Source organism: Shinella sp. GW835-FHT14H05 (assembly GCF_058793575.1).
This window is the reverse complement of sequence record NZ_JBXAFY010000011.1, coordinates 59,113-74,043: the sequence shown is the minus strand read 5'-3', so window position 1 is coordinate 74,043 and position 14,931 is coordinate 59,113. Positions and strand designations below refer to the sequence as shown.

At 62.1% G+C, this 14,931-nt stretch carries 11 protein-coding genes and 2 pseudogenes; 7 read left to right on the top strand and 6 right to left on the bottom strand.

Going from position 1 to position 14,931, the window contains the following annotated elements; all coding sequences use genetic code 11:
- Positions 1-3 precede the first annotated feature (3 nt).
- From AC1Q6Z_RS26105 to AC1Q6Z_RS26085, 5 genes are all read right to left on the bottom strand, one after another.
- Entirely contained in the window at positions 4-801 is a 798-nt protein-coding gene (locus AC1Q6Z_RS26105) for an ATP-binding cassette domain-containing protein (protein ID WP_492649797.1), read from the bottom strand.
- Positions 798-2,594 (bottom strand): ABC transporter permease subunit, encoded by a 1,797-nt coding sequence (locus AC1Q6Z_RS26100; RefSeq protein ID WP_492649796.1) that lies wholly within the window; start codon positions 2,592-2,594, stop codon positions 798-800. Before AC1Q6Z_RS26100 ends, AC1Q6Z_RS26105 begins: the two co-directional genes overlap by 4 nt.
- On the bottom strand, positions 2,591-3,538 hold the full coding sequence (locus AC1Q6Z_RS26095; protein WP_492649795.1) for an ABC transporter permease: 948 nt from the start codon (positions 3,536-3,538) through the stop codon (positions 2,591-2,593). Before AC1Q6Z_RS26095 ends, AC1Q6Z_RS26100 begins: the two co-directional genes overlap by 4 nt.
- 64 nt (positions 3,539-3,602) lie before the next feature.
- Positions 3,603-5,168: an ABC transporter substrate-binding protein gene (locus AC1Q6Z_RS26090; RefSeq protein WP_492649794.1), complete on the bottom strand. Its 1,566-nt coding sequence runs from the start codon at positions 5,166-5,168 to the stop codon at positions 3,603-3,605.
- Between the two features lie 135 nt (positions 5,169-5,303).
- Positions 5,304-6,461, bottom strand: a complete 1,158-nt coding sequence (locus AC1Q6Z_RS26085; protein WP_492649793.1) for an osmoprotectant NAGGN system M42 family peptidase — start codon at positions 6,459-6,461, stop codon at positions 5,304-5,306.
- Between the two features lie 364 nt (positions 6,462-6,825).
- Here AC1Q6Z_RS26085 and proV point away from each other — a divergent pair, with 364 nt between their 5' ends.
- The 7 genes and pseudogenes from proV to AC1Q6Z_RS26050 all read left to right on the top strand — a co-directional run bounded on the left by proV (position 6,826) and on the right by AC1Q6Z_RS26050 (position 13,816).
- A complete protein-coding gene (gene proV, locus AC1Q6Z_RS26080; RefSeq protein WP_492649792.1) occupies positions 6,826-8,058 on the top strand; it encodes a glycine betaine/L-proline ABC transporter ATP-binding protein ProV in 1,233 nt (410 codons plus the stop codon).
- A gap of 23 nt (positions 8,059-8,081) precedes the next feature.
- Positions 8,082-8,966, top strand: coding sequence for an ABC transporter permease (locus AC1Q6Z_RS26075; RefSeq protein WP_439617343.1), 885 nt, complete (start codon positions 8,082-8,084; stop codon positions 8,964-8,966).
- Between the two features lie 69 nt (positions 8,967-9,035).
- On the top strand, positions 9,036-9,911 hold the full coding sequence (locus AC1Q6Z_RS26070) for a glycine betaine ABC transporter substrate-binding protein (protein ID WP_492649791.1): 876 nt from the start codon (positions 9,036-9,038) through the stop codon (positions 9,909-9,911).
- A gap of 60 nt (positions 9,912-9,971) precedes the next feature.
- Positions 9,972-10,271 (top strand): helix-turn-helix domain-containing protein, encoded by a 300-nt coding sequence (locus AC1Q6Z_RS26065; protein ID WP_435269151.1) that lies wholly within the window; start codon positions 9,972-9,974, stop codon positions 10,269-10,271.
- Positions 10,272-10,441: 170 nt separating this feature from the next.
- Positions 10,442-11,808: pseudogene (locus AC1Q6Z_RS26060) on the top strand (chloride channel protein).
- Between the two features lie 281 nt (positions 11,809-12,089).
- Entirely contained in the window at positions 12,090-12,704 is a 615-nt protein-coding gene (locus tag AC1Q6Z_RS26055) for a hypothetical protein (protein ID WP_435269153.1), read from the top strand.
- A 314-nt stretch (positions 12,705-13,018) separates the two neighbouring features.
- On the top strand, positions 13,019-13,816 hold the full coding sequence (locus tag AC1Q6Z_RS26050) for a hypothetical protein (protein WP_492649790.1): 798 nt from the start codon (positions 13,019-13,021) through the stop codon (positions 13,814-13,816).
- 95 nt (positions 13,817-13,911) lie between these two features.
- Here the strand turns inward: AC1Q6Z_RS26050 and AC1Q6Z_RS26045 are convergent.
- Positions 13,912-14,510 (bottom strand): annotated as a pseudogene (locus tag AC1Q6Z_RS26045) (IS5 family transposase).
- Positions 14,511-14,931: the final 421 nt, after the last annotated feature.

The window sequence follows — 14,931 nt, the reverse complement described above, 5'->3', positions numbered from 1 at the left end:
CCGTCACTCTCTTCTGATGCGAGGCGCGCTCGCGACAAGCCGTTGTGTATAGGCGTGCCCGGGATTGGCAAAGAGACGCGCCGCGGGCGCCGTCTCGACCACCTCGCCGAAATACATGACGGCGACACGGTCGGAGATCGCCTCGACGACGGCGAGGTCATGACTGATGAAGAGATAAGATAGACCGAAGCGCACCTTCAGGTCGCGCAGCAGCAACAGGACTTGCGCCTGCACGGAGACGTCGAGCGCGCTGACCGGTTCGTCGAGTACGATGATTTCGGCTTCCGCCGCCAGTGCCCGGGCAATCGCGATGCGCTGCGCCTGACCGCCGGAAAACTCGTGCGGATACCGGGTGAGCGTATCTTCCGGCATCTGCACTGCGTCGAGCAATTCCCTCATCCGCGCGGTACGCCTCGCCGCCTCGTAGCCGCACAGGAGTTTGAGCGGCGTGTCGAGGATATCGCGGATCGTCTTGCGCGGATTGAGCGAGGCGACCGGATCCTGAAAGACGTACTGAATCATCTTGCCGAAGGCGCGCGGCCCCTCGCGCCGCAATGCGCCCGCATCCTTTCCGCCGATCATCAGGCTGCCGGCGGTGGGCGCTTCAAGGCCGACAAGCATTCGGGCGAGCGTGCTCTTGCCGGAGCCGCTTTCGCCGACGACGGCAAGCGTCTCGCCGCTCGCAACATCGAGCGAGACGGATTTCACGGCCCTGACCTCATGGCGCGCCTTGCCGAGCAGGCTCCTGCCGCCGCCGAACGTCTTGGAAAGGTTGCGGATCTGAATGGCGGATACGGTCATGATGCCTGCTCCTTGCTGCCCGCGAAGAGCCCGGCGACACGCTCCAGGAAACGCTCCCCCGTGCCGAGTTCGGGCACGCAGGCGATCAGTCGCTTGGTATAGGCATGCTGCGGATTGGCAAGCACCGCGCGGGTTTCACCCGTCTCGACGATCTCGCCGTCCTTCATCACCGCCACCCGGTCGCAGATTTCCGAGACGACGCCGAAATCGTGGGTGATGAACAGCAGGGCCATGCCGCGCTCGCGCTGCAAATCGCGCAGGAGTTCGAGGATGCGGGCTTGCACGGTGACATCGAGGGCCGTCGTCGGCTCGTCTGCGACGATCACGTCCGGGTCGTTGGCAAGCGCCATGGCAATGCCTACACGCTGGCGCTGGCCGCCCGAAAGCTGGTGCGGATAGTGTTTTGCCCGCTCCCGCGCCTCCGGGATGCCAACCTTGTCCAGAAGGGCAACTGCCCTTTCCCGGCACGCCGCAGCACCGATCGACTGGTGCGCGGCGATGGCCTCCTCCACCTGCCGCCCGACCGGATACATCGGGTGCAACGTCGTCAGCGGGTCCTGGAAGACATATGCAACGCGGCTGCCACGGCTGGCGATCAGGCGCGTCTCGGGCATCGCCAGCACGTCCTCGTTTCCGAGATAGACCGCCCCGTTGCAGATCAGCCCCGGCGGAGACGCCACCAGCCCCATGACGGACAGCGCCGTGACGCTCTTGCCCGAGCCGCTTTCGCCGATGAGGCCGAGGCATTCGCCCGGCTTCACATGCAGCGAGACACCGCACACCGCCGGCACGACCGCGCCGCCGCGCCGGAAGCCGGTTTCGAGGCTCGCAATCGAAAGAGCAGCATCCGCTACGGCATTTGCCGGCATGGCGCGGCCGCTTGCGACTTCGGTCACCGGCCCCGGCCGCGCAAGCGCACCCGAGCGTAGGCGCGGGTCGAGCACGTCGCGGACGCCGTCGCCGAGAACGTTCAGGCTGATGACGATGAAGAAGATCATCACGCCCGGAACGATGGAGACATGCGGCGCAGTGAACAGCTGTGCCCGCCCCTCGCCCAACATGGAGCCGAGATCGGCCTGCGGCGGCTGCGCGCCGAGGCCGAGGAAGCTGAGGCCCGCCGTCTCGAGTATCATCCAGCCCGCCGTCGTCGACATGGTGATGACGATCACCGGCAGGACGTTGGGCAACACCTCGGTGAGGATGATCGACAGGTTGCCCTTGCCGGAAAGCCGCGCCGCATCGACGAATTCGCGGTGTACGTAGCCGAGCGTCACACCGCGCACGTTGCGGGCGAAGAAGGGGATGTTGACGACGGCGATTGCATAAAGCGCGTTCATCAGGCCCGGACCAAGCGCCGCGACGATCGCCAGCGCCAGCAGGATATAAGGAAAGGCCATGAGCATATCGATGCCGCGCATCATCGCATTGTCGGTGCGCCCGCCCGCATAGCCCGCCACGATGCCGATTGCCGAACCGATGAGGGCGGCTATCAGGGTTGCGGCAAAACCGACCGCGATGGATATGCGCGTACCCCAGAGCAAGCGGCTCAGGATGTCCCGGCCGAGCTGGTCCGTGCCGAGCAGGTGGCCGGCCGTCAGCAGGGGTTTCAGCCGGTCGGCCGGCGCCGTGGCGTCGGGATCGGGCAGCGGCAGGATCGGCACCAGCAGGATCATGAGGGCGATCAGGCCGAGCAGCACCAGCCCTGCCGTCGCCAGACGATTGTTGAGCAGCAGGTGCCAGGAGGTGATCCGCCGGGGCGCTTTCGACGCCGGCGCTTCGGCAAGCGCGCTCATGTGCGGATCCTCGGATCGAGCATGGACTGAAACACGTCGGCGACGAGATTGAACAGGACGTAACTCGCTGCGACCACGAGGACGCCGCCCTGCACCAGAAGGATGTCGCGGGTCGAGATCGCCTTCACCAGCATGGCGCCGATGCCCGGCCACTGGAACACCGTCTCGATATAGACGGCACCGCCCAGCACGAAGCCGGCCTGGATGCCGATGACGGGAATGATGCTGACAAGCGCCGCGCGGAAGGCATGGCCGTAGATCACGCGCCGTTCAGGCAGGCCCTTGGCACGCGCCGTGCGCACATAGTCTTGCCGCAGCACCTCCAGCATGGCGCCACGCGTCAGCCGGGCGATAACCCCGGCGGCAACGACCGCCAGCGTGGTTGCCGGCAGGATCAGGTGGATCAGGAGGTCCTTGAGATCCCCGCCGCCATAGACCGCATACATGCCGGACGCCGGCAGAATGCGCCAGTGCACGGCGAACAGATAGATAAGCAGGAGCCCGAGCCAGAAGGACGGCATGGAGATGCCGGCGAGCACGAAGAATGTGATCGCCCGGTCCACCCAGCCGAACTGCCGCACCGCCGAAACCACGCCCGCGAGCAGGCCGATTACGGAACACAGCACGAGCGACACGCCAGCCAGCACGAGCGTTGCCTGAAAACGCTCCAGCACTTCGTCGAGCACGGGGCGGTTGAGGGCGAAGGACCGGCCGAAATCGCCATGAAGGACGTTGCCGATCCAGATCAGATATTGCTGCACCAAGGGCTTGTCGAGACCGAGGTCGCGGTTGATGCGCTCGACGTTTTCCGGCGTGGCATAAGCGCCAAGAATGGCCGTGGCGGTATCGCCCGGGATCAGCGCCATCACCAGAAAGACGATGACGGAAAGGCCGAACAGCACGGGCACGACGGCGATCAGCCGTTTCAGGATATAGGCCGACATGGGACCTCCGGGACATCCGCGGCACTGCCGGCATTTCTGCCGGCAGTGGCTTTACAGACGAGGACTACTGCTTTGTCACGCCATGGAGATTGAGCAGGAAGGAGGGTTGCAGCTTGAAGCCCTGTACGGCCGCGGTGGTGACCGCATTCTGCTTCCAGTTGGCAACGAAGAGCCAGGGCGCATCGTCATGCACGATCGCCTGCACCTCGCCGTAGAGCTTGCCGCGCTCGGCCTGATCCGTCGATACGCGTGCCTGTTGCAGAAGCTCGTCCACCTTCGGGTTCGAGTAATAGCCCGAGTTGAAGCCGCCCTTGTCCGGCATCGCGTCCGTGCGCAGCGTCAGGTAGGGCACCGTGTCCGGATCGTTGGTCATCCACGCCATTTCGGCCATGTCCGCCTTGCCCTCGAGACCGGGATTGACACGGCCGAGGAAGGTGTTCCACTCGTAGGTCTCGATCTTCACCGTGAACCCGACGGCCTGAAGGTCCGCCTGGATCGCTGCGCCCATGGTGATCGGATCGAGCATGCCGGAACCGCCCTCGGTGACGTAGAAGGTCAGCTGCGGATTTTCGACACCCGCCTCGGCCAGCAGCGCCTTGGCCTTTTCGGGATCGTAGGCATAAGGCTCGACAGCACTTTCCACCCAGTTGAAGGCCGGCGGAATCGGGCCGGCCGCCACCGTCGCGGTGCCCTGCAGGACGTCGTCGACGAGCGTTTCCTTGTTCACGGCATAGTTGGCCGCCTGGCGCACACGCTTGTCGGCGAAGGGGCCGGTCTTGGTGTTGAGAATGCCGAACCAGACATGCGGGCCGGCCTGTTCCGCAACGGCGAAATTGGCGTCCTGCTTGAAGGTCGCGAGATTGTCCGGCGGGACCTCCACCATGACGTCGATGCCACCGGCCATCATCTCCGCGACGCGCGTATTGGCATCCGTGATCGGCCGGAACACGACGGCCTCGAGGCTCGCCGCACCATCCCAGTAATCTGGGTTGCGGTCGATGACGACGCGCTGGCTCGACAGCCACTCGACGAACTTGAACGGCCCGGTGCCCGAGGGGCTGCGACCATAGTCCTTGCCATGCTGATCAACCGCGGCAGGCGAGACGATCAAACCCGTCGGATAGGCCAGATTGGAAAGGAACGGTGCGAAGGGCTCGCTCAGCTTGAACTCGACGGTCTGCGCATCGATCACGTCGACGGATTCGACCGAAGCGAAGTTGAACGACAGCGGGAATGGCCCGGTGTTGTAGAAGGGGTGGTCTTTCTTCAGCATGCGGTCGAAGTTGAACTTCACCGCCTCCGCATTGAAATCCGAACCGTCATGGAACTTCACGCCCTGGCGAAGCTTGAACGTGTAGGTCTTGCCGTCGTCGGAAATGTCCCAGCTTTCGGCAAGCGCCGGCTCGACCTCCAGCGTGCTGTCCTTGAAGCGCACGAGGCCGTCATAGATGTTGACGAGGATCCGGAAATCGTTGGTCGCGGTAACCGTGTGCGGATCGAGAGACTGGGGCTCGGCGATCTGGCCGACGACCAAAACATTGGGTGGTGTCTGTGCGGCGGCCGGCCCCGTGGCAAGCGCGGCGCAGGCAAGGGCAGCAGCCGCAAGGGCGCTCCGAAACAGCCTCTTCATGGGGAAGATCCTTTCGATTTGGCATCGTTCGTGAGCTGCTATTTATAACTACAAATACACTCGGTGCAATAATTTATCATGATTAAATTCCGAAACCGTGGATTGACGCGCCTCTCGCGCTCCGCGGAAAACTGATCAGGACCCGCCGGGCTCGTCCGCACTGAGATCCTGCTCGGCGCGCTCGACTTTCTGGCGGGTGAAGCCGCGCAGGCCCGAGACTTCCTCGGCGTCGCGCTCGATCTGCACCTCGCTCGCAGCATAGTGCACCACCAGCTTTGCAACCGACATCAGGGCATGGAGATGGATGCGCTCATAGCCGTGCGAGGCATCGACGCCGAAGGCCAGGAGCGCGGTGCGCACGTCATGCCCGGCTTCCACGGCGGAAGCGGCGTCGGAGCGATAATAGCGAAAGACGTCCTTCTGGACGCGGATGCCGTGCTCGCCGCACAGCTCATAGAGCTTTTTCGACAGGTGATAGTCGAACGGGCCGGTCTGGTCCGCCATGGCGAGCGTTACGCCGAACTCGTCGGAATTCTGGCCCGGTGCGGTCGTGCCGTTGTCGATGGCGACCAGCGAGGCGATATCCGGCACCAGAGCCGCCGATGCACCGACGCCGACCTCCTCGCCGATCGTGAAAAGCCAATAGGTATCGACCGGCGTTTCAATGGCCTCCCGCTGCATGGCCTCGAGTGCTGCGAGCATGATCGCCACCCCCGCCTTGTCGTCGAGATGGCGGGAAACGATGAAACCGTTGTCGAGAAATTCCGGCTGCGGATCGATGGCGACGATATCGCCGATGTCGATGCCGAGCTGCACGATGTCCTTCCGGTCACGCGCAAGCGCGTCGATACGCAACTCGATATGCCGCCAGCCCGACGGTTGCGTGTCGACCTCCTCGTTGAAGGTGTGGCCCGACGCCTTCAGCGGCAGGATGGAGCCGCGATAAATCCCCTTGCCGGAAAAGATCCAGGCGCGCGCGCCTTCGGCAAACCGCGCCGACCAATGGCCGATCGACACGAGTTCGAGCCGGCCGTTGTCTTTCAGCGCCTTCACTTGCGCACCCAGCGTATCGAGATGCGAGACGATGCCACGGGCCGGCCGCTCCGCAGCGCCAGGACGACGCGCACGGATTGCGCCGCGCCGTGTCAGCTTGACCTCCAGCCCGAGGCGCTCCAGTTCGCGCGCTGTGTGGCGTACGGCTTCGTCGGTAAAACCAGTGGGGCTCGGGATGGCGAGCAGTGCTTCCAGCCGAGCCCTGAGATAATCCGGGTCGATATTGATCGGTGTCTGCATGGGGGCGTTGTCGCAGCCAACACCGGTTTCGTCAACAATACGACGCCGGACAGCGTCGCCCGCATCATAGCCGCGGTCGATCTACTCCCATGGAAACGCCGGGCTTCCCGGACGAAAAATCACCCGGCACGCTCGCCGCACGTAACGCCAAATTGTTTTAACGGAATGGCAATTTTTACCATTCGGTAGAAATTTCTTCCACTACGGTAGACATTGCGGCAGCAATGTGCCAAATAATGTCCTTGTTGCGACAGTGTTTCATTTGCGACATCGATTTGTAACAGATCTCGCTTATAGGTCGCTCGAACCAGCATACATCAAACAAAGGAGAGTGCCTCGCTTCCGGAGCCGGGCCCGACACAATATGGCTTTTGCAACTGAGCGCGACCTTCCGGGCGACGAACGACCGGTCAAGATCAGCATCAGGAATGTCTTCAAGGTTTTTGGCGTACGTCCGGAACAGGCCCTCAACCTTCTCAATGCGGGCAAGACCAAGCAGGAAATCCACGCCGCGACCGGATGCACGATCGGCGTCAACGACGCCAGCTTCGATATCCGCGCCGGCGAAATCTTCGTCATCATGGGCCTGTCCGGGTCCGGCAAATCAACCATGTTGCGCCTTATCAACCGGTTGATCGAGCCGACCTCGGGAACGATCGAGATCGACGGGCGCGATGTCACTCGGATTTCACGCAGCGAACTGATCGCACTCCGGCGCCACCAGATCAGCATGGTCTTCCAGTCCTTCGCGCTGCTGCCCAATCGCTCCGTTCTCGACAATGCCGCCTTCGGCCTGGAAGTCGCCGGCGTCAGTGAGGCCGAGCGCAAGCAGCGCGCCCGCGCCGCCCTGAAGGCCGTCGGCCTCGAAGGCCATGACGACAGCCGGACCGACCAGCTTTCCGGCGGCATGAAACAGCGCGTCGGCCTTGCCCGCGCGCTCGCCGCCGAGCCGGCGGTATTGTTGATGGACGAGGCCTTTTCGGCGCTCGACCCCCTCATCCGCACGGAGATGCAGGACGAGCTGGTGCGTCTCCAGGCCGAGCACAGCCGCACCATCATCTTTGTCAGCCACGACCTGGACGAGGCCATGCGCATCGGCGACCGCATCTGCATCATGCAGAACGGCGAAGTCGTTCAGGTCGGCACGCCCGACGAGATCGTGCTCAAGCCGGCAAACGACTATGTTCGATCCTTCTTTCGCAATGTCGACGTCTCGCAGGTCTTCCGCGCCGGTGACGTCGCGCGCAAGACGCAGGTGACGATCATTGAGCGCCAGGGCGTGTCCGCTGCGGCCGCGCTCGAACGCATGAAGCATTTCGACCGGGAGGTCGCGATCATCCTCGGTCGCGACAAGACCTACCACGGCATGGTCAGCCGCGCGTCGCTGATCGAAACCGCCGGCAAGGACGCGAGCGACCCGTACAAGCGGGCGTTTCTGCCGGACATCGAGCCGATCCCGGCCGCCGAAAGCCTGTCCAACGTGCTGGGCAAGGTCGCCTCCAGCGCCTGGCCGGTCCCGGTCGTCGACGACAGCAACCGCTATCTCGGCTCCATCAGCAAATCCGTGCTTCTCGAAACGCTCGACCGCACCGCCTGATCCGCCAGCCCGGAGATTTTTCCATGACTTTCGATATCGGAGACGGCGTCGACAGCGTCGTCAATTACATCCTCGACAATTTCAGCCCGTTGCTGGACACCATTGCCCTGATGATCGGCACCGTGACGGACGGAATCCAGAACCTGCTTCTCGCGACGCCGCTACCCGTCGGCCTTGCAATCTTCGTGTTGCTGTCGCTGTGGCGCGTCAGTTTCGGCTTTGCCGTGTTCACCGGCCTTTCGCTCTGGCTGGTCGGCCATATGGGCCTGTGGCAGGCGATGATGGAGTCGCTTTCACTGGTGATCGCCTCGACGCTGATCGCCATGGCGATCGGCCTCCCGCTCGGCATTGCCATGGCGCGCAGCAACCGGGCCGCGGCAATCGTACGCCCGGTGCTCGACCTCATGCAGACCATGCCGGCCTTCGTCTACCTGATCCCCGCGGCCATGTTCTTCGGGCTCGGCGCCGTGCCGGGAACCATCGCGACCGTCATCTTCTCCATGCCGCCCGTGGTGCGCCTCACCAATCTCGGCATCCGCCAGGTGCATGTGGAATTCGTCGAAGCCGGCAACGCGTTCGGCTGCACCTCCTCGCAGCTCCTGTTCAAGGTGCAACTGCCGAACGCCATGCCCTCGATCATGGCCGGCATCAACCAGACGATCATGCTGTCGCTGTCCATGGTGGTCATCGCCTCGATGATCGGCGCCGGCGGCATCGGAAACACGGTACTCACCGGCATCCAGCGCCTCGATGTCGGCACCGGCTTCGAAGGCGGCATCGCCGTCGTCATCCTTGCCGTGATCCTCGACCGGATCACGCAGAGCCTCGGAAAGGAGCGCGCCGGCATCTGGCGCACCCTCTTCCGCCGGACAGCGCAACCGCAGGCGAACTCCCCGGCCACGGCCTGAGAACGTCCGGCTCGCGCTGAAAAATGGCGGCGCCCGCGCCGCCGAATGCGAACCTTCAAAGGAGCAAACATGTTCAAGACACTCGTTACCATGAGCCTCACCGCAGGCCTCGCCACCGCTGCTTTCGGCACGGCTTTCGCCGAAGAAAAGGCGCCGGTGAAGATCGGCTGGGCCGCCTGGTCCGATGCCGAATTCGTGACCAAGCTTGCCGCAAAGCTCATCAAGGACGAACTCGGCCAGGAGGTTGAACTGGTGCAGACCGACGTGGCCCCCCTCTACCAGGGCGTGAGCCGCGGCGACCTCGATGCCATGATGATGGCCTGGCTGCCCGCCACGCACGCCGACTACTTCGCCAAGGTGAAGGACAAGGTGACGACGCTCGGCACCGTCTATGACGGCGCGAAGCTCGGCTGGGTGGTCCCCAAATACGTGCCAGAGGATGCGATCGCTTCGATCGAGGACCTCAAGAAAGATGATGTGAAGGCCAAGCTCAAGGGACGCGTCGAGGGCATCGATCCCGGGGCCGGCCTGACGCGCCTGTCGGAAAAGGCCGTCACGGACTACGGCCTTGACGGCTACAAGCTGCAGATTTCCAGCGAGGCCGGTATGCTGACGACGGTCGATCGGGCGATCCGCAAGGAAGAATGGTTCGTCGCAACCTCCTGGAGCCCCCATTGGATGTTCGGCAAATACGAGCTGCGCTACATCGCCGACCCCAAGGGCGCGCTTGGCGACGCCGAACATGTCGATGTGCTCGCCCGCAAGGATTTCGAGGAAGACAATCCGGAGGTGGCCGGCTTCCTGTCACGCATGAAGCTGCCGATCGGCGATCTCGAGGCCGCAATGTTCGACGCCCAGGAGACCTCCTACGAAAAGGCCGTCGAGAAATACATCACGGACCATCCCGACCAGGTCAAGGCATGGCTCGGCAAGGAAGAAGGCTGACGCCAGCGTTTTGATACCCAATCCAGCTCCGTGGGGCGCCAGCCCCGCAGAGCACTCATCATGAACAGGAAGGACCTTTCCATGCATGACTATCCTGAAGACACCCTGATGCCCGCCGCGCCCGCCGGGCTTAGAGACGACACGATCGGCGGCCGAATTTCGCTGGCACGCGACGCGATGGGCATGACGGTCGAGCAGATTTCCAGCGTGGTCGGCGTGACGACCGAAACGTGGACCAATTGGGAAAACGACCGCTCCGAACCTCGCGCCAACCGTCTCGACATGCTTGCGCGCATCCTCCAGATCAGCATCGCCTGGCTTATCGACGGCCAGGGCAAAGGCCCGCTGGAAGCGAAGTAAGACCCTGCATTCGACGAAGCCACCCCGGCGCGCCGGGCAATCGAAAGAGCCCGCCGCTCGAAGTAAGTGATGTCAAAGCGGCGAAACTCGTGCAAAAAAGACGGCATGCCCATCTGACATTCCATGCGCCGAACAGCCGCCGGATACAGACACAAGCTGAAAACCACACGATGGCCGACCTCTACCGCAAATCGAAGCTGCTCCGGCGTTCCCGGGTTTTCCGGGGCTCTCTCTCCCTTTGGCGCCCGCGCCTCGTCTTCTGGTGCGGGGCCTTGGCGACCGGCGTGATCAGTGTCGGCTTTGCGAAACTCGCCGACTTCGCCCAGCACGCTTTCACGCGCCTCACGACGGCGGGCTACTGGACGTTCCTGCTGCCGATGCTGCTGACGCCACTCGCCTTCGCGCTGTCGGCCTATCTGTCGATGCGCTTCTTCCCCAACGCGCAGGGCAGCGGGATACCGCAGGCAATCGCCGCCCGACACCTGAAGGATGACGAGGATCGCGGAAAACTGCTGTCATTGCGCATCGCCTTCGGCAAGATTCTCCTGACCGTGCTCGGCCTCTTTTCCGGCGCCTCCATCGGCCGCGAGGGGCCGACCGTGCAGGTGGGGGCTTCGATCATGCTGGCCGTCGCCCGGTTCGGCGGCATGGCGCAGGCGAGAGGTTTGATCCTTGCGGGCTCGGCCGCCGGCATCGCCGCCGCCTTCAATACGCCGCTTGCCGGCATCGTCTTTGCCATCGAGGAAATGAGCCGCACCTACGAGGCGCGCGCGAACGGCCTCGTTCTCGTCGCGGTCATCCTGTCCGGCCTCGCCGCGCTCGGGCTTTCCGGCAGCTATCACTATTTCGGGTCCGCTTCCGCGGCCCCGGGCACGCTGCAGGACTGGAGCCTCGTGCTCATTTGCGGTGTTGGCGGCGGGGCGTTGGGCGCGGCCTTCAGTGGCATGGCACTGCATTTCGGGCAGCGCATCCGCCGGTGGGCGCAGCCGGCGCCGCTGAAACGCATGGTGATGCTTGCCGTGTTTTGCGGGATCGCTGTCGCCACCATCGGCGTCGTCTCCGGCGGCAAGACCTTCGGAACCGGCTACGAACAGGCACGAGGCGCCGTACAAGGCGAGGCTCTTCCGCTGCTCTTCTTCCTGGAAAAATTCGCCGCCGGTTTTCTCTCCATGCTTTCAGGCATTCCCGGCGGCATCTTTGCACCGTCGCTGGCCGTTGGCGCGGACTGGGCAGCACCGTCGGCTCGCTTCTCGGCACCAGTCTCACGCTCGCGGCAATTCTCGGCATGGCAGGATATTTCGCCGGCGTCGTCCAGGCCCCCATGACCGCCTTCGTCATCATCCTCGAAATGACCGGCGACCACGAAGCCGCCATCCCGCTGATGGCCGTCTCGATGATCGGCTACCTCACATCGCGCATCCTCTCGCGCGAGCCGCTCTATCACGGACTTTCCCGCGTCTTCATCGCCGCGGCGATCCGGGCGCGGCGAGCATCTGGTAAGAGCGTCGGCGAGGCAGAGCCGTCTCACGAACGATAGCAACCACCTCGTTGAGGACGACATAGGCATATTCACGCGACGGCGACTCATAGATCGCAATGTCGGTTTGGGGTTGGCCAAGATCGACAGCGCCGGACCGAGTCCCTCCATCCGTATCAACGGCATAAAACGCGTCGCCTCGGCAACGGTTTATGAGCGATACGAATTCGAAGATGGCCCCTCCTGTGCCGGGTATTTCCACAGTGACATGTGAAAACGATCGACCGGCGGCCGCTCGGCAGTGCATTGACCATTAATGTCGGGCGCACCATCTAGGCGACATGCCAAAATCTGAAAAGAACGACGTCGAGTTGATGAGAAGGTGGACCCTAACGCCCGATGCCACGATGGGGTCATCCGTTCGCGCAAAGGGTATCCTGCAGGAGGTACAAGCGCGTCTGCCCGCTATCTCGAAGAAAGCGATCTCGCTCGAAGGAGTGGATCTTGTTCTCGCGATGCCGACCGATGAAAGATCCGCTTTTAACGCCGCGGTGTCTGTGGTCACGCAAACGCTGGATGATGCGCCATTCCTACCTGTCATCCCGCGCGAAATTCAAGACATTCTCGGCATGAAGACCAGCGAGCGGCATCGCTGGCTTGCGGACGGGCGCCTACCTAGCGCAGGGACGAGGACAGTCAGGCTGGCCGGGCGGGCCCGCCAGATCACCTTCCATGTTTTCGAACCGTCAGTGGTGGACGAGCTCCTCAATCGTGGCGCTGTCGATGAGTGGCGGGTGGAAGATGCCGAAGCGAGGGCGGAGAAGAGGAATGCCACCTATCTGGCGCGGCCGTCGAAGAAAAGCAAGCGGTCGAAAAAGGCGGACAATGGCACAGGCGATCCCGCATCGGGCCTCCCGGGTTGGGAGGATTTCGACGCGGACGGATTGCTTCGTTGAACGACCGGTGATTAAAAGCGCGCACGGGCGCCATGCAAAGCAAGAGCCCGAGAGCTCTCGCCCTCTTGGCCCGGCCCGCAACGGTATGATAGTTAGGTCTTTAAAGGATCGATCCGTGACCGTTGAGCAGATAGCTCAAGCATCTGAAAAAGAACCGCGTCGTGGCACAACGTTGACTTATGGAACGACGCCGTACTTCGTGCTTCGCCGAACTCCAGCACAATGCGCACTGTCTTGTCCCTTGCCTTTGGACGCAGCTCGTAATCGAATATCCGTGCCAGTGCGCAGACGACCATAATGAGCGGGACGCAGTCATGAAATCAATCTTGCTGGCACTCTTGGTGTCGATGAGCGCTACACCGTCTTTAGCCGCTCTGGAATCTCATATTTCGATCCTTGAGCCTATCGAGACGGCTGAAATCAAATCCTGGAGCGATGCATCGTCGGGTGATGTCGAGTGCCGGGAGCTTGCAGATATTGCCAACGCCTTTCTCTGCCTCACGCAGACCAGCGAATTGCTGACGCGCTTGATGGCACGGGCGTCTTTCTTTAAGGAAGCGTCTCCCCGCGGCCAGCTCATATCCGCGAAAAATGCGAGGTTTATGGAATCGGATCAGGCTCACTATGTCGGGCATGACACCGTTGCGGAGTTTATCAACGCATTCTACGCCAAGAGTGCTGAAAAGTGTGCAGGAGACCCGGAGCTTTGCGTCTCCCCTCTCGAAAAGGAGTTGTTCGAGAAGGTCATAAAACCACTGCACGAACGCCAGGTCACGGATTTCGCGATCCTTGCAGTAGAGGCGCGGGGTGAAGGCTTCATGAGCAATGTGACGCACGAGATACTTCATGCGCGCTATTACCTAAGCCCGGCTTATAGAAGCGTTGTGACAAAGTTCTGGAACGAAAATGTCATCCCTGATGATCGCGATAAGATACGCGTCTTTTTGGCCGACACCTACAATTTCGATGGCCCGGAAGGCGAAACACTTCTGATGAATGAGTTTCAGGCCTACACCCTTGAAGAAGGTGCGGAAAAAGATGTGTTCGGCTTTGCTCGTATTGAACGGACCTATGGCGTCCAACTGAGAGAAGCCTTGAGCAGGAGCCGTTGAAAGGCAATGGGTCGCGCCCGCGTGTGGAAGGCTTCTTAGTCGCAAAATACCGTTGTCATCACGACGGAGCCCGATGAAAGTTCCGGCTCTTCACCTTAGGTCCTGTTGACAAAGTATGGCAGCCATATCTTTGCGGCAGCCAGGGCGAGGAATGCCGAGAAGGATTTTCGTGTCTTATCGTATCGGGTCGCAACGCGACGGAAGTGCTTGAGGCGGTTGAACATTCGCTCGATGCGGTTTCGATCCTTGTATGCCCGGAAGTCGCAGGCAGGCGGGTTCTTCCGGTTGGCCTTCGGCGGAATGACCGGCCTGATCCCATGGATCAGGAGTTCCTCGCGTAGCAAATCACCGTCATATCCTTTGTCGGCAAGGAACAGTCTCGGTTTGCCGACTGGTATCGACAGCAGGTCCGGAACGGCATTGTAGTCCGAAGCCTCGCCACCTGTCAGGACGAAGCCGAGAGGGCGTCCCACACACCCTGTTCGGCCCAGCGGCGAAAGCGGACATAGACGGAGTTCCACTTTCCATAGCGCTCATGCATGTCACGCCAGGGGCAGCCGACCCGAAGAACATGCAGCATACCGTTCAGATACTGCCGATTATCGTGCGACGGCCGGGACTTCCTGCCGCGTTCGGTAGGCAACAGCCCCTCGATGACCCGCCATTCCGTATCCGTCAGATCGCCGCGCGCCAAAACCGCCTCCTAAAAGACAGTTTTGAATCATGCTTCTACTGATTTGGGAATCCACTTTGTCAACAGGTCCTAGCTTACAAGATTGGGGAGGCTACAACTCCCAAAGATCTGGGTGCAGGCGATGTCGATCTGTTCCTCAATAGTCTGGGTATTTCGAGCGCTGCCTCACGCCAGCGCCTCTTCAGGAAATTCGCCAGCGATGTCGCACACAGACTTGCCGGGCATCTGGACCGCCTTGGGAGAGGTGAACACAAGCCGTTCGCCGATCTCATTGCTTCCAATATCCGCACGTTCCTGGGTGCACTTGATGTCGACGTCCCCGATGCAGCAAAAGACCATGACGCTTACATTGGACGGACCGGTGGATGGATGCTGAGTTGATAATGCGCGCAGAGTTTTTGACCGAACCTATGGCTGGCAC